Origin of the sequence: Rathayibacter tanaceti (assembly GCF_001634385.1) — a bacterium.
Classification (GTDB): domain Bacteria; phylum Actinomycetota; class Actinomycetes; order Actinomycetales; family Microbacteriaceae; genus Rathayibacter; species Rathayibacter tanaceti.
This window is the reverse complement of record NZ_LIIN01000014.1, coordinates 1-24,969: the sequence shown is the minus strand read 5'-3', so window position 1 is coordinate 24,969 and position 24,969 is coordinate 1. Positions and strand designations below refer to the sequence as shown.

Sequence of the window (24,969 nt, the reverse complement as noted above, 5' to 3'; positions counted from 1 at the left end):
ACCCCGACTCCGCCCCCGCCCCCTCCGCACGCGCGGGCGGCATGAGGGCCTGGCTGCTCGAGGGCCTCCGCGACGATTCCGGCGCCCATCCGGGGCCGCACGCCGAGACCGCCAAGACCCACTCGTGGTGGCGGGTCATGTGCCTCACCGGCGTCGACTACTTCTCGACCCTGGGCTACCAGCCGGCGATCGCGGCGCTCGCCGCGGGCCTCGTCTCTCCGCTCGCGACGATCGTGCTGGTCGTCCTGACACTGTTCGGCGCGCTCCCCGTCTACCGCCGCGTCGCCCGCGAGAGCTTCCGCGGCGAGGGCTCGATCGCGATGCTCGAGCGCTTGCTGCCCTGGTGGGGTGGCAAGCTCTTCGTGCTCGTGCTGCTGGGCTTCGCGGCCACCGACTTCATGATCACGATCACCCTCTCGGCGGCCGACGCGACGGCGCACGCGGTGGAGAACCCGTTCGCTCCGGCCTGGTTCCACGGTGCGGAGGTGCCGCTCACGCTGGGCCTGATCGCCCTGCTCGGCATCGTGTTCCTCCGCGGCTTCCGCGAGGCGATCTCGATCGCGGTCGTGCTCGTGGCCGTATTCCTCCTCCTCAACGCCGTCGTGATCAGCGTGGCGATCGGGCACGTCGCCGAGAACCCGGTCGTCATCGGCGACTGGTGGTCGGCGCTGACGACGCAGCACGGCAATCCGTTGGTCATGGTGGGCATCGCGCTGATCGTGTTCCCCAAGCTCGCGCTCGGCCTCTCGGGCTTCGAGACGGGCGTCGCGGTCATGCCGCAGATCCGCGGCGATGCGGGAGACACCGAGGAGGCGCCGGCCGGGAGGATCCGCGGCGCGAATCGACTGCTGCTGACCGCGGCCATCACCATGTCGGCCTTCCTCATCACCTCGAGCTTCGTCACGACACTGCTCATCCCGCAGGCGCAGTTCCAGCCCGGAGGCGAGGCCAACGGCCGCGCGCTGGCCTACCTCGCGCACGAGTACCTGGGCGAGGGCTTCGGCACGGTCTACGACATCGCGACCATCTGCATCCTCTGGTTCGCGGGCGCCTCCGCGCTGGCAGGCCTGCTCAACATCGTCCCCCGCTACCTGCCGCGCTACGGGATGGCTCCGCAGTGGGCCGCTGCAGTGCGTCCCCTCGTGCTCGTCTTCACCGCCGTGGCGTTCGTCATCACGATCCTGTTCCGCGCCGACGTCGACGCGCAGGGCGGGGCGTACGCGACCGGCGTGCTGGTGCTGATCACCTCCGCCTCCGTCGCCGTGTTCCTCTCGGCCAAGCGCAAGAGGCAGCGCAAGCGTGCGGTGGGCTTCGCGGTGATCGCCCTCGTCTTCGTCTACACGACGGTGGTCAATGTGGTCGAACGGCCCGACGGCGTGCGGATCGCGGCGATCTTCATCGTCGGCATCCTGGCGGTCTCGCTCGTCTCGCGCGTGCACCGCTCGTTCCAGCTGCGGGCCACGTCGGTCGCCTTCGACGCCGCCGCCCTCGACTTCGTCACGACAGACGCCGACGACTACGGGGTGATCCGCGTCCTCGCGAACGAGCCCGACGACGGCTCCGAGGCCGAGTACCGCGACAAGCTGGCCGAGGAGCAGCGCGACAGCAACCTCCCGATGCGCGGCCCCGTGCTCTTCCTCGAGGTGCACACCACCGACACCTCCGACTTCGAGGAGGACCTCCTCGTGGAGGGGCGTATCCACCACGGCTTCCGGGTGCTCACGGTGACCAGCGCGAACATCCCGAACACCATCGCGGCCGTGCTGCTCGAGATCCGAGACCGCACCGGCGTCATCCCCGACGTCTACTTCGAGTGGACGGAGGGTGGCCCGATCTCGAACATGTTCCGCTTCCTCATCACGGGCACCGGCGAGGTCGCCCCCGTCACCCGCGAGGTCCTGCGCCGCGCCGAGCCCCGTCGCGAGCGCCGCCCTGGCGTGCACGTGGGGTGACCGCTCCGGGCGCCGGCCCCAGGACTTGCTGTAATGGGAGCCATGAGTGCAGACCGATGGTCAGGGTCGATGCGGCGACTACCTTGTAGCTCAGCAGTCGCCTAGAACCCCGGCTGCAGGTTCCGCCCCTGAATCCGTCCTCGGCACGGGGTGCTCCCCTACCATGAGGACATGGTGACCTCTCGGATAGTTCAACTCCGCTTGGGCGCGTTCAAGTCGTTCCGGGGGAGCGTGCTCCCGTTGGGGGGTACAACCCTCTTAACCGGCCGAAACAGCTCCGGGAAATCCAACGCCCTGGATGGGCTCGAGGTACTTGCTCGTCTCGCTGAGGGCGAGGACCTTGTCGATGCCCTTGACGGACGCAGGCGCGAGGGCGGGGCGGTCCGCGGTGGGTCCGCCGGTTGCGCGCCTCACGGGACCGACCGTTTCGAGTTAGGTTGTTCGGTCGAATTAGGCTCCGACCGCTATGATTACGATCTGGAAATTGAGGTAAGGCCCGACTTGCGCATCGTTTCGGAGCGTCTCTCTGGACCCGGCGTGGCGGTCAGTAGCGGAAAAACCTCGGTCGGTCCCCTCGTTGAAACGAAGACCGCACTCAGTGCCGGCACTGGCATTGAGGCGGAGCTTCACAATGGCAAGCGGGGTAAGAATCCTCCGCACAAGTTTCGCGATAGCCGTCTAGTTATCAGCCAAATCCCATTGGCGTTGAGTGGAAGTGATATTGCAGAGCATTCCGTCTTGAGGGGTGCAGAGGCGGTATTAGTCGCCCTTCGAGGGGTTTTCCACTTCGACCCAGTTCCTCATCTCATGCGAGACTTCGTGTCTGGGCGCGATGTAGACCTCAGGAGAACCGGCGAGAACCTGTCGGCGGCGCTTCGGAATCTCGACAGAACTGATCGGGCGGCGTTCGAAGAGATTACCGAGTTGGTAAGCAGGATTGCCGATGATCGAGTAAAAGGTATTTCCTTCGTCTCGTCGGATCTTGGCGACGTGATGTTGGCTTTGGAAGAAGTCCGCGGATCTGTGGGCGGAATGGCTGAGCGGACGCCCGCACGGCAGATGAGTGATGGGTTATTGCGATTCATTGGCATTGCAACTGCTCTGCTTTCGTCTCAACATGGTCTTGATGTGGACAATGAAGTAGCGGCGCGTCTTGATCAGGGTGACGAGAATTCGACTGGCGGGGTTCTTATTGTCCTCGAAGGGCTAGAGAATGGTCTACATCCTTCCCAGGCGCGACGGGTCTTGGAACTAGTCCGAAAAAGTAGCGAGGCTGCCGGAACAAGTGTGCTTCTTACGACGCATAGTCCAGCGCTGCTGGATGCCGCTGAAGGCAGCCTCAACCAGGACATCATCGTGTGCCACCGCGATGCGACCACGGGATACAGTCAATTGAGTCGGCTCACCGATCTGCCAGGATACGCGACCGCGCTGGCCGAGGGGACGCTGGGGGTCGCTGTAACGGCCGGAAAGCTCGTCGATTCGACGCGGGAGGACCGCGATTACAGTGAGTTTCAACAGCTACTTGGAATCAGCTGATGTCTACGGTGGTTTTCATCGACACAAGCATCCTCTGCAATATGGGCAATCTTCCAGAAGAAGATGAGCGATCTCAGCATCAGTAGCTGAGTGAAGAGCGGGGACTGATGATGACTGCCTTGGCGCTCGCCGGGATCGGTGCGCTGGTCGTCGCCGCGACCTTCGCTCTCGCCCCCTTCCTTGGAGGTGTCTTCGCCGTCGGATTCCTCATCTACCTAGTGACCGCCTGCATCACGGCGGCGGTGGTCGGCCGCGGTCGTCGACAGGTCCTGCCGGTGTACGCGCTGCCGGTCGTCGGCTGGATCGTCTCGGTCATCGCGTACACGGGTCTCGACGCGCAGATGAGCGGGACGCTCGACCTCGCCTGAGTACCGGGCTTCGGAGCGATGTTCGCGGTCTGGCCGGCGATCCATGTCCTTCTCCTTGGTGCAGCGAGACGTCGTCGGACGAGGAGGTCGTGAGGCGCCCCGCCTGCTGCCCCGCCCACGCGCTGGCGGGCAGGGCGGCGGGCGGGCGCGGGCGGCGTCAGGACTTCACTGTCGACATGGGCTCGGTGATGCTCTCGAGGCTGCGGCGCTCGGCGTCGACTCCGTAGATCAGGGCGATGACGCCGCCGAGGATCATCACGCCCGCTCCGACGACGTAGCCGATGGTCGGCGGGCCGCGGTCGTCGCCGTGACGCCGTAGGTGAGGAAGATCATCTTCCGGCGGCGCCAGACGTCGAAGAGGTGCCTCAGCACCAGCGGCCCGATAAGGTTGCCGATCGCGAACGGGAAGAAGAAGTACGACACGGCGCTCTGCTCGACTCCGTAGAAGTTCTCGAGCACCAGCGCGTAGGTGAAGAAGATCGCGTTGTAGAGGAAGGACTGCGTGATCATCATGGTCGCGCCGAGCAGCGTTTGTCGCCGGTGGCCGGGCGGGTGTATTCAGCCGCTCGCGTCCTTAACCGAGGTCGAGAGTGCCGGGAACCGCCCCGAGGTCCGGATCCGTCGCTCCAGACCTCGGTTCCTGACAGCGCGGTCCGCCGCCGCCTAGCGTGGGAGGCATGATCGATGCGACGCCCGCGGGCACCCCCACCTACGTCCTCAGCGAAGGTCCTGTCTGGGATGCAGACACCGCCCGGCTCACCTGGGTCGACATCGAGGCGGGCGCGGTCCTCTCGGCGCCCCTCACCGCCGAGGGGATCGGCGCGATCTCGCGCACCGACGTGGGCGAGCAGGTCGGCTGCGCACTGCCGCTCGGCGACGGGCGGACGCTGGTGGCGCTGACGCGGTGCCTCGCGATCCTCGAGGTCGACGGCTCCCTCACCCGCGGATCCGAGCTGCTGCCCGAGGGGCACCGCTTCAACGACGGCACGATCGACCCGCAGGGCCGGCTCCTCATCGGCTCCCTCACTCTCGGCGAGTCGGCGGGCGACGATGTGCTGCTGCGGATCGAGCTCGACGGATCCGTGACGGTGCTCGACGACGACCTGCGGCTCTCGAACGGCCTCGGCTTCTCGCCCGACGGTGCCGTGCTGTACTCGGCCGACACCGAGTCGGGCGTGATCCACCGCCGCTCCTACGCGGGCGGCGAGCACGGCGCCCGCCAGCCGTTCGTCGCTCTCGAGGAGGGCGTGTTCGCGGACGGCCTCACCGTCGACGCGGAGGGCCGCGTCTGGGTGGCGGTCTGGGGCGGCAGCGGCGTGCGGGTGTTCGAGGCCGACGGCCGGCCGGTCGAGGGCGAGGGCATCAGGATCGACGCGCCGCATTCCTCCAGCGTCGCCTTCGCGGGCGAGGACCTCGACATCGCGGTCGTCACCTCTGCGTCGCGCGACCTCTCGGCGGACGAGCGGGCCCGCCACCCGTTCGCCGGCGGACTGTGGATCGCGCGGCCCGGCGCCCGCGGACGCCTCGCCACGCGCTGGGTGGAGGGGCCGCTGCCCTGAGGGACGCGGCCCCTCCACCCAGCGCCGGGTCGGCTCAGGCCGAGTAGCCGTTCACGTAGTGGACGCCGTCCGACCCGGTGCGGTTCGTGCTGAAGTAGAGCTTCCCGCTCTCGGCGTTGATCCCCACGCCCTCGATCTCGAACTTCGGGTAGTCGGTGCTCGTGATGTCGATCTTCACGTCGGCGCTGGACGATCTGGATCCCGACGTCGCCGACGTGATGCCGTCGTACACGAGGACCCTGCTCCGGTTGCCGCTGGTGACCGGCCGGTAGAGGCGCTGATGTGCGGCGTCGTAGTGGATCCCCTGCGGGTCCCAGCCGCTCGGCCTGTTGTTCATCGTGAATGCCGTCGTGAGTGGGATGTCATTCGCGGTGCCTCCCTGAGCGGTCACATCGAGCTCCCCCGGTAGACCTGGTCGCCCGAACTGAAGAAGAAGTCGACGGTGTTGCCGCTCTGCGAGATCTTGCTGAGTCCGCTGACACCGATCGGCGTCGAACCGGAGAGGATCGTGTAAGTGTGATCCCACTCGTAGCTGGTGCCGTTGTACTTCAATTTCACCAGCTGCTTGGTGCTGTCCGCTCCGCTGCGGCTGTCGAACATCGTGACCACGAACATGTAGGTCTGACCGCCGACGCTGGCGATCTGTATGTCGTTGGCGTGTCCGAGCCAGGTGTTGACGTTCGAATTGCTCGTCGCATTGCGCATCAGGACCCGCTCGCCCGATACCCGGTCGACCCGGTAGATGACCGACTTCGTGTGATTCGTGTCGGTCTTGATGCTGTAGAGGTAGTTGGTCGTCACCGCGAACCCCTGTGAAGCCGTACATGCGTCGGAGCCGCAGTCGTAATCCGGAATCTCGGCCTTCGTCGTGTAGTCGCTGTAGGTCACAGCCGCCAGACTGGGTGTTCCGACCGCGATGGTCGTCCCCACGACCAGAGTGATCAGAGCTGCAAGAGCGCTTCGTGCCTTCATTCGTTCCTCCCCATTGACAGTGACCGAGTTCGTGAATCTCGATCACCTAGCACCGTAGTCCGGCTCGTCCCGGCTCGTCGATCTTTTCCGGTGAGGTCCGCACAACAACCCGCTCGCCGGCGCCGCTACCCGCTTTCTCCGCGCCGCGGCTCAGGCCCTCGGCTCGGTCTGCTCCGATGCCGGCTGCGGCACGAGGGTGAGCCTCGAGATCCGGTAGCGGTCGGTCTCGGCGACCCGGAGGACGTGGTCGCCGACGACGACGGAGTCGCCCACGACCGCGACCCGTCCGATCCGGTCGAGGACGTAGCCGCCGACGGTCTCGTAGGGGCCTTCGGGGAGCTCGATCCCGAGCTGCTCCTCGAGGTCCTCGAGGATCATCCCGCCGTCGACGTCGTGCAGCTGCTCGGCCGCTTTCGCGTCGACCTCCTGCCGCGCACCGTCGTACTCGTCGTAGATCTCGCCGACCAGCTCCTCGAGCAGGTCCTCGAGGGTGATGATGCCGTCGGTTCCGCCGTACTCGTCGATCACCACGGCGATCTGGTGGCCGTCCTGGCGCATCGTGCGCAGCGCCGTCAGCACCTTCGTGGTGCCGGGCACAGCGAGGATCGGGCGGGTGATGTCGGCGACGCGGCTCGCGGTGCCGGCCTTCTCCGCCTCCGGGAGCGCCGCCATGAGGTCGCGCACGTGCACGAATCCGAGCACATCGTCGCGGTTCTCGCCGACGACGGGGTAGCGCGAGTGCGGCTGGCCGAGCACGGCGCTGTACCCTTCGGCGACGCTCAGTTCGCCGCGGAGGAAGTCGACGTCGGGCCGGGGCCGCATCACCTCGGCGACGCGCCGGTCATCGGCCCGGAAGACATCGGTCAGGAGGCGTCGGTGGTCCTCGTGGATCTCGGTGTTGCTCGAGATCATGTCGCGCACCTCATCGGCCGAGACGCTCTCGCCCTTCTCGCGCGGGTCGGCACCGAGGAGGCGCACCACGGCGTCGGTGGAGACCGACAGGAGCCAGATCAGCGGTCGCATGAGGCGGGCGAGGACGTTGAGCGGCGGCGCGAGCGCCTTCGTGAACGCGACGGACTTCTGCATCGCCAGGCGCTTGGGCACGAGCTCGCCGAGCACCAGCGAGAGGTAGGCGATGACGAGGGTCATCAGGATGAGCGCGACGGTGGAGGCGGCTCCGCTCGAGAGCCCGAGCGACTCGAGCGGAGGCACCAGGTCGGGCGCGATGGTCGAGGCGCCGTACGCGGAGGAGAAGAAGCCGGCGAGGGTGACGCCGATCTGCACCGCCGAGAGGAAGGTGTTGGGATTGCGGACGAGCTCGGCGATCCGGCGGCCCCGCTCGCTCCCCGCCTCGATCGCCCGGACCTGGCTCTCGCGAAGGCTGACGATCGCCATCTCGGTGCCCGCGAAGACGCCTCCGACGAGGACGAACAGCACGACGAGGCCGATGTTGAGGAGGGTGTCGAGATCCACGCGGATCAGAGTAGGGACATCAGCCGTGAGAACGCCTCTCGGTCTTTCAGAGTGCGGGCCGAGGGAGTCGGCGTGCGCGCGGGAGGTGCGGTGCGCGAGCGCGACGACCGCGACTCCTGGACGGTGGGAGGAGTGTGGGAGGGCGACCTAGGGTGAGCACATGCATCCGCTCGACGCACAGGACCCGCTCGCGCACTGCCCGGAGCTCTTCGTCCGCACCCCCGAGGTGCGCTCGTACCTCGACGGCAACTCGCTCGGCCGTCCCCTGCGGGCGAGTGTCCAGCGGCTGACGCAGTTCGCGGAGGAGGAGTGGGGCGGCCGCCTGATCCGAGGCTGGGAGGAGGGCTGGCTCGAGCTGCCGCTCCAGGTGGGCGACGCGCTCGGAGCGGCGGTCCTGGGGGCCGCGCCGGGGCAGGCCGCGGTGGCCGACTCGACGACCGTGCTGCTCTACAAGCTCGCCCGCGCCGCGATCGCGATGCAGGCGGAGGGGGCGCGCGACGAGATCGTCGTGCACGCCGACGACTTCCCGACCGACCGCTACGTGCTCGAGGGGATCGCGGCCGAGACCGGTAGCACGCTGCGCTGGATCACGACGGTTCCGGAGCGCGGAGTCGGCACCGAGGATCTCGCTTCCGTGCTCGGCGAGCGGACCGCGCTCGTGCTGCTCAGTCACGTCGCCTACCGCTCCGGGTTCCTCGCCGATGCCGCCACCGTCACCGCGCAGGCGCACGCGGCCGGCGCTCTGGTGCTCTGGGACGCCTCCCACGCGGTCGGCTCGGTGCCGCTCGAGCTCGACTCGTGGGGCGCTGACCTCGCCGTCGGCTGCTCCTACAAGTACCTCAACGGAGGTCCGGGGGCGCCGGCGTGGGCGTACGTCGCCTCCCGGCACCAGGAGGCGCTTGCGCAGCCGGTGCAGGGTTGGATGGGGGTCGCCGACATGTTCGAGATGGCCCCGGGCTATCGGCCTGCCGCGGGGATGCGCCGCGTGCTCAGTGGGACGCCGCCGATCACCGGGATGATCGCGATGCAGGACATGATCGCGCTGATCGCCGAGACGGGCATGCCCGCGGTGCGCGCCAAGTCGGAGGCGATGACCGCCTATGCCCTGGAACTGATCGACGAGTGGCTGGTGCCGCTCGGGGTGCGGGTGGCGACTCCGCGCGACCCGGCCGAGCGCGGCTCGCACGTGACCATCGCGCACGAGTCGTTCTCGGCACTGGTGCCCCGGCTCCAGGAGGCGGGCGTGATCCCCGACTTCCGCCGGCCGGACGGCATCAGGATCGGGCTCTCGCCGCTGTCGACGACGTTCGCGGAGCTCGAGCTCGGGCTCGCGGAGATCCGGGACGCCCTGCGCTGACCCCGGAGCTCACGGCCCGGTGAGCAGCTGCTGGAGGCCGGCTCCGTAGAGCTCGACGACCTCCTCGAGCGGAGCCTCGCGCAGGTGGACGTCGTCGTAGACGACGAGCGCCGTCATCAGCCCGACGAGCTGTGCCGCGAAGAGGTGTGCTCTCGTCTCGGCGTCGCTCCGAGGGATCAGCGGGGCGATCGGGACCACGAAGCGCTCGATCATCGAGGTGGCGAGGGTGGCGCGGATGTCGGGTCGGCCGGAGGCCCGGACGATCGTGCCGAAGACGACGAGCCCGCCGCGTCCGCGGGACATCATGATTTGGCGGACGACGCGACGGCCGAGTTCCTCGATCGGCCCCTCGATCATCGCCTGGAGCGCACCCGTTCCATCGACGGTCTCGATGAAGAGCGCCTCTTTCGAGCCGAAGTGACGGATCACGATGGCCGGATTCACGTCGGCCACCGCAGCGATGTCGCGGATGCCGGTCGCCTCGAAGCCCCGCTCGGTGAAGAGGCGGGCGGCGGAGCGGCGGATCTCGTCCTTCACCGCCGCCGACCGGTCTCGGCGTGCGGACCCCTGGCCGGCCATGTGGTTCCCTCCTGAGGTTCTCGGCTCCTGAGAATCCTCGCGCTCGGCACCGAGGAACCTCGACGGCGAGAGCATCTTGACTCCAGCGTAAACGTCGATTACGTTGCAAACACCGTTTACTTTGTAACCACCGTTTACCTTTCGAGGAGCCCCCGTGTCGAGCCCGACCACCCCACCGCCCACGCCCGTCGGCGACCCGCCGCGACCTGCGAGCTCCGTGCGCACGGCGCTCCTGGCGCTCCTGCTGCCGCTCTTCTTCGTGATCGTCTTCCCGCTCGCGTTCGTCAGCGCTCTGCACCACCCCGCGCCGAACGACCTCCCCCTGCTCGTCGTCGGCCCCGACCAGGTGGTGGCGCCGATCGCGGAGGGGCTCGACAGCACCGCGGAGTTCTCGGCCGAGCGGACCGACGTCGTCGCCGAGGCGCGCTCGGGCGTCGAGGAGCGGCGCTACGACGGGTCGATCGAGATCTCGCCCGTGGCCGCCGCCGACCCATCGGCCCCTCCGGCCTTCACCGTGACGACCTACGTCGCAGGGGCGGAGGGCCGCTCGGTCGCCGGCGCCGTGCAGGGCGCCGCCGCGCAGGTCGCCGCCCAGCTCGGCACCACGGCGACCGTCGTCGACGTGGCTCCGCTGGCCGCGGCCGACAGCCTCGGCACCGGCCTGTTCTACCTCCTCACCTACACCTCCCTGGGTGCCTACCTGGTGATCATCGTGCTGATGCAGGTGATGCCCGGTGCGCCGCTGCGCCTGCGCTACACCGCGATCTCGATCGCGGCCGTCGTCGCTCCGCTGATCGTCTTCGGGCTCTCCTCGATCTTCCTCGGCGACTACGGAGCGAGCTTCGGCTCGATCGCCGGCCTGCTGGGCGTGAACGCGCTCTACGTCTTCACCGTGGGCTGTGCGGCGATCCTCATCGAGCAGCTCCTGGGCAAGGCGGCCACCTTCGGGATCATGGCGTTCGTCGTGTTCATCAACTTCCCGAGCGCAGGAGGTGCCGGCCCCGCGGCGATGCTCCCCGGCTTCTGGCAGGGCGTGCACGAGGTCTACTTCGGGGCGGGGGCGATGGAGGCGTTCCGCTCGATCGTGTACTTCGGCGGCAACGGCGCGGGCCGCTGGGTTCTGCAGCTGCTCGCCTGGACGCTCGGGCTGATGCTGGTCACCTTCGTCGTGCACCTGGGCAAGACCGTCCGGAGGCAGCGCGCCGAGCTCGCGGATCTCGCCACCGACTCCGCCCCGCCCGCCGAGGCGTGGAGGGCGCCGGAGCAGCCGCGTCACGCCCGCATCGAGACCGTCGTCGTCGACGGTGAGCTGCTCGAACCCGACGACGCCGAGGTCACGCGGCGGTCGATCACCGCCAGCGAGTCCACCACCACCGGAGAGGGAGTCCTGCGATGAGCACGACCGAGCCACGACCGTCCACCCGCACTGCGGGCATCGACCTGACGATGCCCGAGAACCACCTCGATGTCGTCGCCACGCCAGGATCCGTGGACCCCTCGCGGACGGCGTCGCTGCGCACCCGCCTCATCGCGGTGATCTCGATGCCGCTGTTCTTCCTCGTGGCATTCAGCCTCGCCTACGTCAGCGCCGGGCACGCGCCGGTGCCCCACGACCTGGCGATCACGCTCTCGGGCCCGGCGCAGGTCACCGACCAGCTCGCCGATGCGCTCGAGGAGCGCGCGGAGGGTGCCTTCGATGCGAGCCGGGCCGACTCCGCCGAGCAGGCGCGGCAGGCGGTCGCCGATCGCGACGCGGTCGGAGCCGTGATCGTCGACGGCTCGACCGTCACCACGGTGATCGCCTCGGGAGGCGGACGCCTCGCCGCCGCCGTCGTGCAGCAGGTGGGTGACCAGGCCGCGGCGCAGCTCGGCACGACGGCGACGATCGAGGACGTCGCTCCGCTGCCCGCCGACGATCCCGGAGGCTCCGTCCTCTTCTTCTTCCTGGTCATCTGCACGGTCGGCGCGTTCCTCAGCATCACCGCGATCAGCCAGGCGATCCCGCGGGCGGGAGTGAAGGCCCTGCTCGCGACGGCGGCCGGCGCCGCGCTGCTCGTGCCTGTCCTCGGCTTCTCGATGATCAGCCTCTTCGTCGACTTCGGTGTCGACTTCGGCCAGGTCGCGGCGGTGATCGGGGTCGGGATGCTCTACAGCTTCACGGTCGGGGTGATCGCGACCCTGCTCACGCTGCTCCTGGGGCAGGGAGCGGTGCTGGCCGAGATCCTGATCCTGGTCGCCCTCAACTTCCCGAGCGCGGGGGCCAGCACGCCGGAGTCGATGCTGCCGCCGTTCTGGCAGGTGGTGCACAACGGCTGGCTCGGCTCCGGCGGCTTCGAGGCGATGCGGGGCATCCTCTTCTTCGACGGGGCGGGTATCGGCCGCTGGCTCCTCCAGCTCGGAATCTGGACGGTCTCGGCGCTCGTGCTGACGGTGCTGGTCGCGCGCCGCCGGAAGCGGGAGGCGCGGTGGAGGTGCCCGCGGCGGCGTCTGCGGTCGCCGGCTGACGACCCGGTCAGCGCGCGCGGCGTGTGCGGCGGTCGTTCTCGCGCCGGAGCGCCTCGACGAGCTCGGTCTTGGTCATCCGGGAGCGGCCGGAGACGTCGAGGCGTTTGGCGAGATCCATCAGGTGGGCCTTGGAGGCGTTGGCGTCCACTCCGCCGGCGGTCTCGCCTCCGCCGTCGGGCCCGTGGCCGGCTGCGCGCGAGTCGGAGGGGCCGGCGGCGGCCTTGCGCTCCCAGTGGTCGCCGACCTTCTCGTACTCGTGCTTCAGCGCGGCGAACGCGGTGCGGTGGGCGCGTTCGCCCTCGCCGTAGCTCTCCACGGCGGAGTCGTGCGCGGCCGACCAGAGATCCTGCGCGTGCTCGTCGGACCGTTCGATGGTCGACGGCATCCGTTCCTCGCGGGGCATGGCGACCTCCCTCTCGTCTCGGCGACGCTACCCGCCTTCCTCCGGGCCGTCACCCGTTTCGCGGCCGCCACCCGGCCCGCGCGATGCACAGGGGCGGCAGCGCTCGCAGTCGCATCCTGCTCAAGAGGGGTCAGCCCAGGAGGCGGTCGCGGAGGTAGTCGCTCGCGAAGCGGCCCGAGGGGTCCCACTCGGCCCGGAGCGCGCGCCACTCGGCGAGGTGCGGGTAGAGCGGGGCGATCTCGTCGGCTCGGGCCAGGAAGTGCTTGCCCCAGTGCGGGCGGGCGCCGAGCGGGAGCAGAGCGCCCTCGACCGCGGGGAGCACGGCGTCGACTCCGGCCCGGTCCTTCGCGAAGGTGAAGTGCACGCCGACGCTGTCGCGGCCCTGGGCCGGGGAGAGCCACTGGTCGTCGGCCGCCATCGTGCGCAGTTCGGTGATCAGCAGCACCTCGTCGATCCGCTCGCCGATCGCGCGGAGGGCGACGATCGCCTCGCGGATCCTCTCGCGCGGCACCATGTACTCGCTCTGGATCTCGTCGCCCGCGCTCGGCTCGCGGTCGAGGCGGAAGTGCGGGAGTCGTTCGGACCACGGCCCGATCGAGCCGCCGAACGGGTTGAGGTTGGAGTCGACACCCTCGGACACGGCGAACAGGCTGGCCGCGGCGGCGACCGCGCCCAGGTGCGTCGCGTCGACGTCGGCGACGACTCCGCTCTCGACCCGGGTCTTCAGCCAGAGCTGCTCGACGGCGGGGCTCGACCAGTGCGTCATCAGGCTGACGCTGTAGGCGGAGGAGGTGATCGCCTCGAAGTCGTCGAGCACGCGCTCCCAGGGCAGGTCGACGAACGCGTCCTGCCGCACGTCGAAGGTCGGCTGGACGTCGAGGGTCACCCGGGTGACGACGCCGAAGGCGCCGAGGCCGACGACGACGCCCTCGAAGCCGGGTTCTCCGCGGCGAATCGTGCGCAGCGAGCCGTCGGCGGTGACCAGCTCGAGGGCCGAGACGGCGGAGGAGAGGTTGGCGTTGCCGTCTCCGGAGCCGTGGGTGCCGGTCGCGATCGCGCCGGCGACCGAGATGTGGGGGAGCGAGCCCATGTTGTGCAGGGCGTAACCGGCGCTGTGCAGGTGTGCGGCGAGGACGCCGTACCGGGTGGCGCCTCCGACGGTGACGGTGTTCGCCCCTGCGTCGATCTCGGGGTCGGAGGGCAGGCGGCCGAGGTGCAGGAGGACGCCGGGCGTGTCGGGCAGCGCGGTGAAGGAGTGGCGGCTGCCGAGCGCGCGGACGCGGTCGTTCTCGCGGACCAGGCGCTGCACCTCCTCGATCGACTCGGGCTCGATGATGTCGGCGGCGCGGTACTCGTAGGTGCCTGCCCAGTTGCTCCGGTGCGTCATGCGTCCATTCTGCCGCGCCGTCCTGCGTTTTGTTGTCATCGGCAACGAACGGACCGCCGGCTACCGCGGCTGCGCACCTGCCGAGCGGGCCCGGGTCGCTCAACCCGGTCCGGCCCGCGGGAACTCACTGTTCTCGCGAGCCGGACCGGATCCGACGCGGCGGGCGGCACCCGTGCGCGCCCGTCGACGGTCCCGGAGGGGTCAGCGCCGGCGTCGCAGCAGCGCGTCGCCCGAGAGTCGGCCCGCGCCGGTCAGCGCGAGCGCCGCTGCTCCGGCGGCGAGGACGAGGACGAACTCGATTCCGCCGGTGGCCGCGAAGAACCCGTTCGGAGCATGCACGACGACGAGGGCGACCAGAGCGGTGATCGCGAGGCCGGCGGCGGCGATCCTGGTCATGACGCCGACGATGATCGCGGCACCGGCGAGCAGCTCGGTGAACGCCGCCACCGGAGCGAGCGCGGCCGCGAACGGGATGCCCATGGCGTCGAAGCCCTCGGTCGTCGCGCCGAGTCCGTCAATGGCGATCTTCTGCCAGCCGTGGGCGATGAACACGGCGCCCAGGGCGAGTCGGAGCAGGAGCAGCCCGAGCGAGGTGCCCAGCGCAGAGGACCTGTGTGAGGTGGGGGCGGTGTCGGGTCGGTCGAGTGTTGCGGTCATGGCGGGCCTTCCGGTCGGAACTGAGCTCGAGCTGAGCGGGGGATACACGCCATTGTGATGAGAACTCGACTGTAGGCAGTGCCCGCGGAGAGATGCGCTCCGCGCGGCGGTCTGTGAGATTTCACGCAGGTTCCGCTCAGCCGGAATGCGTCCACCGCGCGTCCGGCTCGCAGGATCGTGCTAGGCCCGTCAGACCCCGCTGTGCGGCCCCGGGACCAGCCGCGACGAGCTCGTTGCAGCGAGCGCGCCGCGTCCCGCTGCGGGATCCGAGGGGAGCGACGCTCACGGAAGCCTCGCGCCGCAGGCCGCCGGCGTGCGAGCATTCCCTCAACCCCTCGGCGATGCCGACCTCTTGAGAAGGACCTGCGCGATGACGCCTCCCGCCCCCACCCGTCCGCTGGCCTCCGGGCTCGTCGCCCTCCTCGCCGCCGGAGCGCTGCTGCTCGGGGGCACCCCCGCCCTGGCCGAGGACGCGCCCCTCACGTCGACGCGGGAGGACCCCGGAGCGCCGCTCTCGGCCACCCGCGAGGACGCCCCCGAGCTCACCCCCTCGGCCGACGCCGCAGCGCAGGCCTCCGGCCAGTACTACAACGCGCTCGTCGGAGGCGAGGAACTGGCCCGCGGAGAGCGCATCACCTCGGAGCGTGACGGCGGCTGGCGATTCGAGATGCAGACGGACGGCAACGCGGTCATCTACGACCCGAGCGGTCGCGCGACTTTCGGCACGGGCACCGAGGGCCGGGGCGACCACCTCGTCATGCAGGCCGACGGCAACCTCGTTGTCTACTCCTCCGGCGGCCGCCCGGTGTGGAATACCGTCACGCCCGACGAGCCGAACGCCGCGGTGATCATCCAGGAGGACGGCAACCTCGTCGTCTACCGCGAGAACGGCACACCCGCGTGGGCCAGCAGCGTCAACGGCCGGATCGCGGAGCCTCCGATCGACACACTCTTCGCGGGGCAGACGCTGCGGGCGAACCGCCAGCTCACCTCCGAGAACGGCCGGTTCACCGCACGGATGCAGGACGACGGCAACCTCGTCGGATACGGCCCGCAGGGCGTCGTCTGGAACACGGGCATCCGCGGCGCCGGTAACCGTCTCGTGCTGCAGGAGGACGGCAACGCGGTCGTCTACGGCGCCGACGGTTCGGTCAGGTGGTCGTCGGACACCCGCGGGACCGACCTGCGCCTCGGCATCACGAACGCCGGCTCGCTGATCATCGTCAACCAGGACGGCTCAATCATCTGGACCAGCCAGGCCGCACTCCCCTCGAGCACCCTCTACGCCACGAACGGACTCGACGCAGGCAGCCTGCTGCGCTCGCCCAACGGCGCCTACCGCGCTCTGATGCAGGCCGACGGCAATTTCGTGGTCTACGGACCCTCCGGCCCGGTCTACTCGACCGGCACCTCCTCGGCGGGGAGCGCGTTCGTCCTCTACGACGACGGCGTCATGGCCGTGGTCACCCGCGACGGCTCGGTGACCTGGTCGGCGTCGGCCTCGCCCTCATCGGTCGCCCCCTACCGCCTGGTTCTCCAGGACGACGGCAACCTCGTGCAGTACGACGGGCGCGGCGCGCCCAGCTGGTCGATCCGCTGATCGGCTCGTCGCGCTGCCGAGGGACCCTCGATCGCTCGGGGTTCCCTCGCTGATGAGCCACTGGGTGACGCGTCAGGAGGGCGGGAGGCGGCAGGCGTAACAGGACGGCCCGGCCAGCGCGGGTCCTCCGGGGCGGCGGACGCCGTGAAGCCGAGCGCTCGGTAGAACCCGATCGCGTCGTCGTCCGTCTCGGCGAGGAACGCCGCGGAGGGGTGCCGGCGCCTGATCTCGGCGACGATCGCGCGTCCGCTGCCGCGGACCGCCGAGGCGATGTACTCGATCGTGACGGCTCCGAAGCCGACCTGGTGCGCGGCGAGGCGCCAACGACGCCGCCGTCGACGACTCCGATCACGCCGAGCCCGGGCAGCTCGTGCTCGCGGATCGCCCGCAGCGCCGTTTCGTCGGCCTCGGCCGCCCGCCACAGCAGCCGCACCGCCTCGGGTGTCGCGAGGTCGTCGGCGTCGAGCTCCCTGATCAGCACCGCCCATCCTGGCGCACCTCCGGAACCGTCCGCACTCCTCCGACCGCCGGACACGGCCGCTGACGGCCGGAAGACCCCCGGACTCGTCCGAGGGTCTTCCAGCCGCGCTCTGCGCGCTACGCCGGGCAGGTGCCCGAGAGCACGACGTTGACGTAGCCGGCTCCGTCGCTGCTCATCGTCGAAGCGGACGACACGCCCCGGCGGATGACCGTGTCGCGGTAGTAGATCGCGTCTCCCGATCGGAAGAACTCGTCTCCGAGCGCGGTCGCGCCGCTCGGGACCGAACCCCACGTTCCGCTGAGGGTGCTGCCGGTGTAGGTCTGCGCCGTGCCGCCGTCGAGGACGATGTCGACAGTCGACTCGGATCCTGCCGCAGCGCCCGGCTTGTGCACGTGCGCCGAGCTCACCCCGGAGGCCACGAACTGCTCGCCGAAGAAGAGGTTGCTGCCGGACAGGAAGTACCCCGCGCCCAGCGCGGTCGACCCCGAGCCGGTGCTGGCGATCGTGCTCTCCTGCACTCCGTTGAGGAAGACGGCCGACCCGCCTGAGGCGAAGACGACCGTGGCGCGGTCGCCGGAGCCGTCGCCCGCGACCGCGGACGCCACGTTCTCGGCGACGAGGGTTTCGTTGTAGTAGAGGGACTTCACGCTGCCGTTGGTCAGGTAGTAGTTCGCCCCGAGCGGCGTGACCGACGCTCCGGTCGAGGAGAGCGAGCTGACGAGCACGCCGTCGCGGTAGGTACGTGACCCGCCCGAGGCCTGGACGACGTTCACCCAGTGCCCGTCCGAGCCCACGCGCAGAGAGGTCGCGGCGGAGGCCGCTCCCGTCTGCACGATGTCGTTGCCGTAGTAGAGGGTGCCGTCGGGGGTGAGGAAGTAATTCCCGCCCAGAGCCGTCGCCGTCGAGGGGACCGACGGGTAGCTCGCGAAGAGGCCCTCGTTCTGCCAGACCTCGGCGCCGGTCGGGAGCGGCGTCACCGAGATCTGCTCGGAGTCGACGAGGCCGTTCCACGTCGCGGTGATCGCGCCGGGGGTGGACGAGTCGGTGGTGATCGCGGGCAGCGTCGCGGTGCCTCCCGACGTGGGGAAGGTTCCGGAGGTGCTGCCGTCCGAGAAGGTGAAGCCGGCCGGCAAAGTCACGCGGATGGGGGAGCCGTCCGGAGCGGGCTGCCCGTTCTGGGTCGCCCTCACCTGCACGCCCGTGAGCTCGCCGCACTGCTGCAGCGCATACGGTCCGTTGACGAACTCGAGGGCGGCGGCGTTCGACGCGGCGAGCGCCGGGGTGGCGAAGGCGGCGGCGACGACCGGGATGGTCCAGGCCGCGCCCTGGACGAGGGTGCGTCGGCGGGGACGGCCGCCGGACACGGAGTCATCGGGGATCGTCCATTCGGATCCGGTGGGGATGCGGTGCTCGTGGGCGGAGGAGTTCTTGTCGGCCATGGTGGCTCGCCTTTCCTGTCAGTGGTAGTGCGTGTGTGGGGACGTGAAAGAGGCTCGCCACTACCGTCACCGGGAGGGGCCTTCTCGCGGAGAGACGGGTGATCCGCGCACCGGATTTCGGTGGATCGGCGTCCCCGCCTCTCCGTGGCTCGGCCGATCCGGCGTCGGCGGTGACCATGCTGGTACCCGCTTCTCGCGGATCGGAGCGGAGGCGACCATGGCTGCGAAGGCCGATCGACCGGTGCACGCGGAACGGGATGTCTCCCTCGCAGGCGTGGACGCGGCGATGTGGTTGGCGGCGCGAGGCCTGGACACGGCGTCGAGGTCGCCACCCGCCCGCATCGCCGCGGACTCGATCGAACTGCGGGACCTCGCGTTCTCTCGGACCTGGGCGACGCCCCTCCGCTTCTCGGCGCGCCTGACCGAGGAGGACGCCCTGCTGATGACCGTCGTCTCGGGTGCTCTCGACGTCGAGGTTGACGGCTCGGTCCTCACCGTCAAGGCCGGAGGGTCGCTGACCCTGGGCCCGCAGCCGGAGGCGGTCGTCACCGCGAGCCGGCCCGTCGCCTGGATCCTGGTGCGGCTGCGGCGGTCGCTGTGGGAGGACCCGCGCGTGTCGAGCGCAGCTGTCACGACGCGATCACTGCCTGCGCTGGGGACGACCAAGGTGCTGATCGCGCTCGTCAACTCGCTCCTCGCCACCTCCATCGATGCTGATGCGAGGGCCTGGCGGCACCTGAGCTCAGCCGTCGAGGAGACCGTCCTCGCGCTTGTCCACGAGCACGCGCCGCGTGCCGACGCGTCGACGGCGACCACGGCGGAATGGGTGCTGTTCTCGCGCGCGATGGCGATCATCGACGCCGACTCCTCGGACACCGGACTGACCGTGGCCGAGCTCGTCCGGCGGGTGAACTCGTCGGCGACGCGGGTGGGCCGGGCGTTCTCGGTGCACGGCACGACGGCGGCCGAGCAGATCCGGCTGGCCCGGGTCCGGACCGCTCAGCGGCTGCTCGGCGCGGCGCGGGTCACCTCGCAGGAGGAGCTTGAGGCCGTCGCTCGCCGCGCGGGGTTCCGCACGGTCGCCACCATGTGGCGGAGCATCCGGCGATCGCGCCCGGCAGCCTCCGGGTGACGTCCCACCCTGGCGTACCCAGGGTTCCCTCGGCGAGGCCCGCGTCAGCGCGAGTGGTGCCGGCCGATCGGCAGCACCAGCGGGGTCCGCGACACCGGGTCCTCGATCACACGCGACTCCATGCCGAAGACGGCGCGCACCGTCTCGGGCGTCACCACCTCGGCGGGGGCACCGGAGGCGTAGAGCGCGCCTGCGCGGACCGCGAACAGATGGTCGGCGTAGCGTGCGGCGAGGTTCAGGTCGTGCAGGACGATCACGATGGTGGTGCCGCGCGAGCGGTTGAGGTCGGTGAGCAGATCGAGCACCTCGACCTGGTGGGACACATCGAGGTAGGTCGTCGGCTCGTCGAGCAGCAGCACGTCGGTCCGCTGTGCCAGAGCCATCGCGATCCACACCCGCTGCCGCTGCCCGCCGGAGAGCTCGTCCACCGGCCGGTCGGCGAGCTCGAGCGTGCCGGTCGCACGCAGCGCGTCCTCGACGATCGCGTCGTCGTCGGTCCCCGAGCCTCGGCCGAGGAATCCCCGGTGCGGATAGCGGCCGCGCGCGACGAGGTCCGAGACGGCGATCCCCTCCGGGGCGATCGGCGTCTGCGGCAGCAGCCCGACCTGCTGCGCGACCTGCCGCGTCGGGAGGCGGTGGATCGCCTGCCCGTCGAGCAGGACCGCTCCGTTCCGCGGTGTGATCAGCCGGGCCATCGCCCGGAGGAGGGTCGACTTGCCGCAGGCGTTCGCTCCGACGATCACGCTGATCGCCCCCGTCGGCACGGTGAGCGAGAGCCCGTCGACGACGACGCGCTCGTTGTACGCCAGCGTCACGGCGTCGGCGCTCAGGGTGTGCGGTGCGGTCACAGGGACCTCCGGTGCGATTGCGGCGGGCGAGGAGCCAGAGCAGGAACGGGGCGCCGAGAGCGCCCGTGACGACTCCGACCGGGAAGCGGGCGCCCGAGAACACGGCGCCGACGACGTGCTGCGCGAGCAGATCGGCGGCGAGGACGACCACCACTCCGACGAGGGCGGAGGGCATCAGGAGCGAGCGGGCGCTCGGCAGCAGGCGGTGCGCGATCGGACCGGAGACGAACGCGACGAACGCGATCGGCCCCGTCGCGGCGGTCGCGACGGCGACGAGCCCGACTCCGACCGCGAGCAATGCCAGCCGGCTGCGGCGCACGTCGACGCCGAGGGCGCTTGCTGACTCGTCGCCGAGCTGGAGCACCGAGAGCCTGCCGGCGAGCAGCAGGGCGAGCGGCACGAGCACGAGCATCGACAGTGTCAGCGGCGGCACGCTCGACCACGCGGCCGAGTTGAGACTCCCGCTCAGCCAGCGCAGCGACTCCTGCACGTCCTCGAAGTCCGCGCGCGTCTGCACGTAGGCGATCACGCTCTGGAACATCGCCGCGACCCCGATGCCGATCAGGATCAGGCGCGCGCCGATCACTCCGCCGCCCTCGGCGAGGCTCGCGATGAGCAGCGCCGTGGCGAGACCCGCGGCGACCGCGATCACCGAGACCGCGCCTCCCGAGAGACCGAAGAAGGCGATGGCGACGACGGCCGCGGCGCTCGCGCCCGAGGTGATGCCGATGATGTCGGGACTCGCGAGTGCATTGCGCAGCATCGTCTGGAAGATCACCCCACCCATCCCGAACCCGACGCCCACGAGTACCGCGGTGATCGTGCGGGGCAGGCGCAGGGTGCCAACGGTGAAGGAGGCGCCGGGCACGCTCTCGCCGAGGACCACCCGGATCACCTGCGGCACCGAGTAGACGGTGCTGCCGACCGTGAGCGAGACGACGACGAGCGAGAGGGCGAGCGCGGCCAGCACGGCGCATCCGATCACCGTCCGCCGTCGACGCACCCTCCGCCCCGCGGTGATGCTCGCGATCACAGCGCGCGCACCTTCGAGCGGCGCACGATCGCGATCAGCACAGGGGCGCCGATCAGGGCGGTGACGATCCCGACTTCGACGTCGCTCGGCCGGGCGACCACCCGGCCGACCACGTCGGCGACCAGCAGCAGAAGTGCCCCGAGCAGAGCGGAGGAGGGGAGCAGCCATGCGTGCGCGGGCCCGGTGACGCGGCGCGCGAGGTGCGGTACGACCAGGCCGATGAATCCGATCGGGCCGGCGATCGCGGTCGCGGCTCCGCACAGCAGCACCGCGGAGACTCCCGCGAGCATGCGGATGCGCCCCACGCGGCGGCCGAGGCCCGTCGCCAGCTCGTCGCCGAGCGCCAGCGCGTCGAGCCCGCTCGCGCTCGCGAGCGCAAGCACGAGGCCGATAGCGAGGAACGGCAGCACCTGCACGATGCTCGTCGGGTCGGCGCTGCCGACTCCGCCGACCTGCCAGAAGCGGAAGCGGTTGAGCGTCGTCTCCTGGGTGAGCAGGACGGCGCTGATGAGCGAGGTGAGCGCGGCGGCGGTGGCGGCCCCGGCGAGCGCCAGCTTGAGCGGAGTCGCGCCCTCGCGGCCGATCGACGCGACGGCGTAGACGAAGGCGCCGGCCGCCGCCGCGCCGAGGAACGCCAGCCCGATGAACTGCGGCACGCTGGTCGCTCCCACCCCGGCGATGCCGAGTACCACCGCGAGCGAGGCGCCGGAGTTGAGGCCGAGGATCCCCGGATCGGCGAGCGGGTTGCGGGTGAGGCCCTGCATCACGGCTCCCGAGAGTCCGAGTGCTGCGCCGACCAGGATCGCGAGAACGGTGCGCGGCACCCGTCCCTGGACGGCCGCATCGACGATGGAGGCGGGATCGGGGGCGGTCAGCGCCGACCAGACCTCGGTGAGCGGGATCTCGCGCGAGCCGTAGACGAGCGAGAGGATGCAGGCGACGGCGAGGGCGACGAGCGCCGCGACGAGCGCGAGCATCCGCCGCCGTGCACGCCCTGCGGCGCCCCGACCGCGAGTGTCCTCGCGTCCGGGGCGCCGCAGTGGTGCAGGTGGTCTGCTGGTCACGACACCTTGTCGGCGGCTGCGGCCAGGCCGGCGGTGTACTCGTCGAGCACCCAGGGGATGCTGAGCAGGTTCGGCGAGGAGGTGGCCATGGCGGCCGAGGAGCGTCCTTGAGCACGTAGACGGATCCGCGTGCGACGGCAGGGATCTTGGAGAGCAGCGGGTCGGCCTGCAGTGCCGCGAGGGTGGTGTCGTCGCCGTAGACGACGAGCACGTCGGCGTCGAGCTGGTCCGCGTTCTCGGAGCTGAGGGTGCCGCTGAACGCTTCGGAGTCGCCCGAGAGCTCGGTGACGCTGGGGGCGACGTCGAGGCCGAGGTCCTCGACGAACTTCACCCGCGCGTCGTTCGGCGTGTAGTACGTGAACGAGCTCGCGTCGGTGGGGTCGTACCAGCCGTACATGAAGGTGGTGCCCGCGAGCTGCGGGTACGCGGCCGTGGCCTGGCTGATCTCGCTCTCGACCTCGCCGACCTTCGCGACCGCCTCGTCCTCCAGGCCGAGTGCGGCTCCGTCGAGCTTCGCCGAGTCCTGCCACGTCGTGCCCCAGGGCAGGCCCGGGTAGGCGACGGTCGGGGCGATCTGGCTGAGCGTGTCGTAGTCCTGCTGGGTGATGCCGGAGTAGGCCGAGAGGATCACGGTCGGCTCGAGGTCCGAGATGGCCTCGAAGGGCACACCGTCGGTCTCGTCGAAGAGGGCTGGAGTCTCGGCGCCGGCAGCGTCGAGTGCCTCCTTCGTCCACGCGAGCAGGCCGTCGCCGTCCTCGTCGCCGTAGGAGGCGCGGGTGAAGCCGACGGGGGTGACCCCGAGCGCCAGGGCGACGTCCTGGTTCGTCCAGCTCGTGGCGACGACGCGGTCGGCCGACTCGACAGTGGTGCTGCCGAACGCGTGCTCGACGGTGACGGGGAGACCCTCGCCGGTCGAGGCGGCGCTGCTCTCGGAGGTGCCCTCGGAGCCGGCGTCGGCTCCTCCCGCGCAGGCGGTGAGCAGCAGGGCGGCGAGGCCCATCGAAGCGACGGCGGTCAGGCGGAGGGGGGTGCGGGTGGCGGGCACGATGATCCTTCGGAGGAGGGTGAGGTTGCGAAGGTTACCCTAACCTAACTGCCGAGCGTGGGCCAGTTGCCCAGCGCATCGGTCTGCGCTCCCGAGTCGATCCGGTCGCCCGTGCGGGATGGACTCTGTCCCGTGACTGTCGGAGCGGCAGGCGTGCTCCGATGCTGAGGTGCCCGTCGCGGTAGTCCGGCACCGCCATCATCCTGCGACGTCGGATCGTGCGAGTCGTCCGGGCGGGCCGTCGGTGATGGATCGATCTGACGGGCGGCGGATCGGAGGTTCGGAGTGCGTGCCATCCCCTCGACGATCGCCGTGCACGCGGTGATCCGTCCCCCTTTTTGGCGCGTGATGGACCTTGTGTCCAGAATGACGATCTCTCTACTGTCGTCGACAGTCGGGTCGGGTCGGGGCTCGTCGAGGCGATTCTGGAGGATGCCATGTCTGTTCGAACTCTCGTCACGTCCATCGCTCGCGTCACTGCGGCGACCGCTCTCGCGGCTGCGCCCGCGCGAGCGGATTCGTCCAACGAAGCGGCAGGATGCTCCCTCACCACCTCGACGCCCTACCGGACGACGGACCTCCGCCTCGGAGCATGGGGACGTGCCGATCGCGATACCTCCGCGGACCGCTCGCTCAGCGTGCAGGTCTGGCACTACGACGACTACCTACCGGACGCGCTCGTCTTCACGTCGACCGACGCCGAGGACGGCTCGCACGTCTTCACGAGCAACGAGCAGTGCGACAGCGGTGGCGACACCACATACTTCGCGTCCGGGGACGTGAACGGGGGCGGCGGCACGATCGTCACAACGGGGGACACCGACCGCATCGTGTTCAGCCACTGCTGACCGTGGCCGACCCGAAGCGCAGCATCGCGCTCGACGACGTGCGCCTCGCCCGCGGGAGGCGCGACGTGCTCCGGGGGCTTTCGCTGACGATCGATCCCGGCCTGACCGTCGTACTCGGGCGCAACGGCGCCGGCAAGAGCACCCTGCTGGAGGCGCTCGCCGAGGCGCGGCCTCCGTCGTCCGGCTCCATCGTGATCGGTGCTCGGGCGCTCGACGAGGGTTCCCGGGAACGGCGCGCGGTGTGGCAGAGGTCGGCTTCCTGGCGCAGGCGGTCGGATTCCCGCTGTCCTTTACGGCGCAGGAGTGCGTCGAGTACTGCGGCTGGCTCAAGGGTCTGCCGCATCGGGACCGTCGGCGGCGAGCGCGAGACGCCCTCGGACTCGTCCGTCTGGCCGACTCCGCTGGCAGCCGGTTCGGGTCGCTCTCGGGAGGGATGCGGCAGCGGGTCGGCATCGCCGCCTCCCTCGTCCACGAGCCCGCGTTCTGGATTCTCGACGAGCCCTCCGTCGGGCTCGACCCCGAGCAGCAGAGCTTCTTCCGCGAGGTAGTGGCCGAGCGTTCGCGCTCGAGCACAGTGCTGCTCAGCACGCACCTGTTCGCCGACGTCCCGGAGCCGGCGACCCGTGTCGCGGTCCTCGGCGGGGGACGCGCGCTCTTCGACGGCACCGCGAGCAGCCTCGGCGAGGGCGAGGGCGAGGGCGAGGGCGAGGGCGAGGGCGAGGGGGACG

At 70.2% G+C, this 24,969-nt stretch carries 23 protein-coding genes and 3 pseudogenes; 11 read left to right on the top strand and 15 right to left on the bottom strand.

What is annotated here, in order from left to right; translation table 11 throughout:
• Positions 1 to 41 precede the first annotated feature (41 nt).
• The 3 genes from ACH61_RS03340 (at position 42) to ACH61_RS03330 (ending at position 3,859) form a co-directional block, all read left to right on the top strand.
• The gene (locus tag ACH61_RS03340) at positions 42 to 1,952 is read left to right on the top strand and encodes an APC family permease (protein ID WP_132505479.1); all 1,911 of its coding nucleotides are present in this window, start codon (positions 42 to 44) and stop codon (positions 1,950 to 1,952) included.
• Positions 1,953 to 2,123: 171 nt separating this feature from the next.
• Positions 2,124 to 3,491 (top strand): AAA family ATPase, encoded by a 1,368-nt coding sequence (locus tag ACH61_RS03335; protein WP_068208617.1) that lies wholly within the window; start codon positions 2,124 to 2,126, stop codon positions 3,489 to 3,491.
• A 107-nt stretch (positions 3,492 to 3,598) separates the two neighbouring features.
• A complete protein-coding gene (locus tag ACH61_RS03330) occupies positions 3,599 to 3,859 on the top strand; it encodes a hypothetical protein (RefSeq protein WP_068208593.1) in 261 nt (86 codons plus the stop codon).
• Positions 3,860 to 4,114: 255 nt separating this feature from the next.
• Here ACH61_RS03330 and ACH61_RS03325 read toward each other — a convergent pair whose 3' ends face one another.
• Complete coding sequence (locus tag ACH61_RS03325; RefSeq protein WP_068208592.1) at positions 4,115 to 4,372, bottom strand: hypothetical protein; 258 nt, start codon at positions 4,370 to 4,372, stop codon at positions 4,115 to 4,117.
• Positions 4,373 to 4,536: 164 nt separating this feature from the next.
• Between ACH61_RS03325 and ACH61_RS03320 the strand changes: the two genes are divergently transcribed.
• Complete coding sequence (locus ACH61_RS03320; protein WP_068208591.1) at positions 4,537 to 5,418, top strand: SMP-30/gluconolactonase/LRE family protein; 882 nt, start codon at positions 4,537 to 4,539, stop codon at positions 5,416 to 5,418.
• Positions 5,419 to 5,452: 34 nt separating this feature from the next.
• On the opposite strand, the gene ACH61_RS03315 is transcribed toward ACH61_RS03320, so the two are convergent.
• The 3 genes from ACH61_RS03315 to ACH61_RS03305 all read right to left on the bottom strand — a co-directional run bounded on the left by ACH61_RS03315 (position 5,453) and on the right by ACH61_RS03305 (position 7,863).
• Positions 5,453 to 5,809 (bottom strand): hypothetical protein, encoded by a 357-nt coding sequence (locus ACH61_RS03315; RefSeq protein WP_068208589.1) that lies wholly within the window; start codon positions 5,807 to 5,809, stop codon positions 5,453 to 5,455.
• Positions 5,806 to 6,390, bottom strand: coding sequence for a hypothetical protein (locus tag ACH61_RS03310; RefSeq protein WP_068208586.1), 585 nt, complete (start codon positions 6,388 to 6,390; stop codon positions 5,806 to 5,808). Before ACH61_RS03310 ends, ACH61_RS03315 begins: the two co-directional genes overlap by 4 nt.
• A 150-nt stretch (positions 6,391 to 6,540) precedes the next feature.
• Positions 6,541 to 7,863 (bottom strand): hemolysin family protein, encoded by a 1,323-nt coding sequence (locus ACH61_RS03305; RefSeq protein WP_068208583.1) that lies wholly within the window; start codon positions 7,861 to 7,863, stop codon positions 6,541 to 6,543.
• 160 nt (positions 7,864 to 8,023) lie between these two features.
• Between ACH61_RS03305 and ACH61_RS03300 the strand changes: the two genes are divergently transcribed.
• Positions 8,024 to 9,220 carry a kynureninase gene (locus tag ACH61_RS03300; RefSeq protein WP_068208580.1) on the top strand — a complete coding sequence of 399 codons (1,197 nt, stop codon included), beginning with the start codon at positions 8,024 to 8,026 and terminating at the stop codon, positions 9,218 to 9,220.
• Between the two features lie 9 nt (positions 9,221 to 9,229).
• Here ACH61_RS03300 and ACH61_RS03295 read toward each other — a convergent pair whose 3' ends face one another.
• Positions 9,230 to 9,799 carry a TetR/AcrR family transcriptional regulator gene (locus ACH61_RS03295; RefSeq protein WP_068208578.1) on the bottom strand — a complete coding sequence of 190 codons (570 nt, stop codon included), beginning with the start codon at positions 9,797 to 9,799 and terminating at the stop codon, positions 9,230 to 9,232.
• A 154-nt stretch (positions 9,800 to 9,953) separates the two neighbouring features.
• Here ACH61_RS03295 and ACH61_RS03290 point away from each other — a divergent pair, with 154 nt between their 5' ends.
• Positions 9,954 to 11,195 carry a hypothetical protein gene (locus ACH61_RS03290; protein ID WP_068208576.1) on the top strand — a complete coding sequence of 414 codons (1,242 nt, stop codon included), beginning with the start codon at positions 9,954 to 9,956 and terminating at the stop codon, positions 11,193 to 11,195.
• Between the two features lie 181 nt (positions 11,196 to 11,376).
• On the opposite strand, the gene ACH61_RS03285 is transcribed toward ACH61_RS03290, so the two are convergent.
• From ACH61_RS03285 to ACH61_RS03265, 5 genes are all read right to left on the bottom strand, one after another.
• Complete coding sequence (locus ACH61_RS03285; RefSeq protein ID WP_153038787.1) at positions 11,377 to 11,757, bottom strand: hypothetical protein; 381 nt, start codon at positions 11,755 to 11,757, stop codon at positions 11,377 to 11,379.
• Positions 11,758 to 11,946: 189 nt separating this feature from the next.
• Positions 11,947 to 12,150 carry a hypothetical protein gene (locus ACH61_RS03280; protein WP_068208571.1) on the bottom strand — a complete coding sequence of 68 codons (204 nt, stop codon included), beginning with the start codon at positions 12,148 to 12,150 and terminating at the stop codon, positions 11,947 to 11,949.
• 161 nt (positions 12,151 to 12,311) lie between these two features.
• Positions 12,312 to 12,707 (bottom strand): ChaB family protein, encoded by a 396-nt coding sequence (locus ACH61_RS03275; protein ID WP_068208568.1) that lies wholly within the window; start codon positions 12,705 to 12,707, stop codon positions 12,312 to 12,314.
• A 130-nt stretch (positions 12,708 to 12,837) separates the two neighbouring features.
• The gene (locus tag ACH61_RS03270; RefSeq protein WP_068208566.1) at positions 12,838 to 14,094 is read right to left on the bottom strand and encodes a D-arabinono-1,4-lactone oxidase; all 1,257 of its coding nucleotides are present in this window, start codon (positions 14,092 to 14,094) and stop codon (positions 12,838 to 12,840) included.
• A gap of 201 nt (positions 14,095 to 14,295) precedes the next feature.
• The gene (locus tag ACH61_RS03265; protein ID WP_068208564.1) at positions 14,296 to 14,751 is read right to left on the bottom strand and encodes a DoxX family protein; all 456 of its coding nucleotides are present in this window, start codon (positions 14,749 to 14,751) and stop codon (positions 14,296 to 14,298) included.
• A 370-nt stretch (positions 14,752 to 15,121) separates the two neighbouring features.
• Here ACH61_RS03265 and ACH61_RS03260 point away from each other — a divergent pair, with 370 nt between their 5' ends.
• Positions 15,122 to 16,351, top strand: coding sequence for a hypothetical protein (locus ACH61_RS03260; RefSeq protein ID WP_068208562.1), 1,230 nt, complete (start codon positions 15,122 to 15,124; stop codon positions 16,349 to 16,351).
• Positions 16,352 to 16,948: 597 nt separating this feature from the next.
• Here the strand turns inward: ACH61_RS03260 and ACH61_RS03255 are convergent.
• Complete coding sequence (locus ACH61_RS03255; protein ID WP_068208559.1) at positions 16,949 to 18,271, bottom strand: hypothetical protein; 1,323 nt, start codon at positions 18,269 to 18,271, stop codon at positions 16,949 to 16,951.
• A gap of 217 nt (positions 18,272 to 18,488) precedes the next feature.
• Between ACH61_RS03255 and ACH61_RS03250 the strand changes: the two genes are divergently transcribed.
• Positions 18,489 to 19,403: a helix-turn-helix transcriptional regulator gene (locus ACH61_RS03250; RefSeq protein WP_068208556.1), complete on the top strand. Its 915-nt coding sequence runs from the start codon at positions 18,489 to 18,491 to the stop codon at positions 19,401 to 19,403.
• 44 nt (positions 19,404 to 19,447) lie between these two features.
• On the opposite strand, the gene ACH61_RS03245 is transcribed toward ACH61_RS03250, so the two are convergent.
• The 4 genes and pseudogenes from ACH61_RS03245 to ACH61_RS16040 form a co-directional block, all read right to left on the bottom strand.
• Complete coding sequence (locus ACH61_RS03245; RefSeq protein ID WP_068208554.1) at positions 19,448 to 20,251, bottom strand: ABC transporter ATP-binding protein; 804 nt, start codon at positions 20,249 to 20,251, stop codon at positions 19,448 to 19,450.
• 82 nt (positions 20,252 to 20,333) lie between these two features.
• Positions 20,334 to 21,143, bottom strand: a pseudogene (locus tag ACH61_RS16045) (FecCD family ABC transporter permease); the annotation flags it as partial.
• A 137-nt stretch (positions 21,144 to 21,280) separates the two neighbouring features.
• The gene (locus ACH61_RS03230) at positions 21,281 to 22,261 is read right to left on the bottom strand and encodes a FecCD family ABC transporter permease (RefSeq protein WP_068208546.1); all 981 of its coding nucleotides are present in this window, start codon (positions 22,259 to 22,261) and stop codon (positions 21,281 to 21,283) included.
• Between the two features lie 250 nt (positions 22,262 to 22,511).
• Positions 22,512 to 23,348, bottom strand: a pseudogene (locus ACH61_RS16040) (ABC transporter substrate-binding protein); the annotation flags it as partial.
• A gap of 482 nt (positions 23,349 to 23,830) precedes the next feature.
• On the opposite strand from ACH61_RS16040, the gene ACH61_RS18115 reads away from it, so the two are divergent.
• The 3 genes and pseudogenes from ACH61_RS18115 to ACH61_RS19230 all read left to right on the top strand — a co-directional run.
• Positions 23,831 to 24,241: a hypothetical protein gene (locus ACH61_RS18115; protein WP_068208539.1), complete on the top strand. Its 411-nt coding sequence runs from the start codon at positions 23,831 to 23,833 to the stop codon at positions 24,239 to 24,241.
• Positions 24,130 to 24,465, top strand: a pseudogene (locus ACH61_RS19235) (ATP-binding cassette domain-containing protein); the annotation flags it as partial. The gene ACH61_RS18115 and the pseudogene ACH61_RS19235, both read left to right, overlap by 112 nt.
• Positions 24,466 to 24,482: 17 nt before the next feature.
• Positions 24,483 to 24,969 (top strand): ATP-binding cassette domain-containing protein (locus ACH61_RS19230; protein WP_153038785.1); only part of this gene is annotated, 487 nt, incomplete at its 3' end.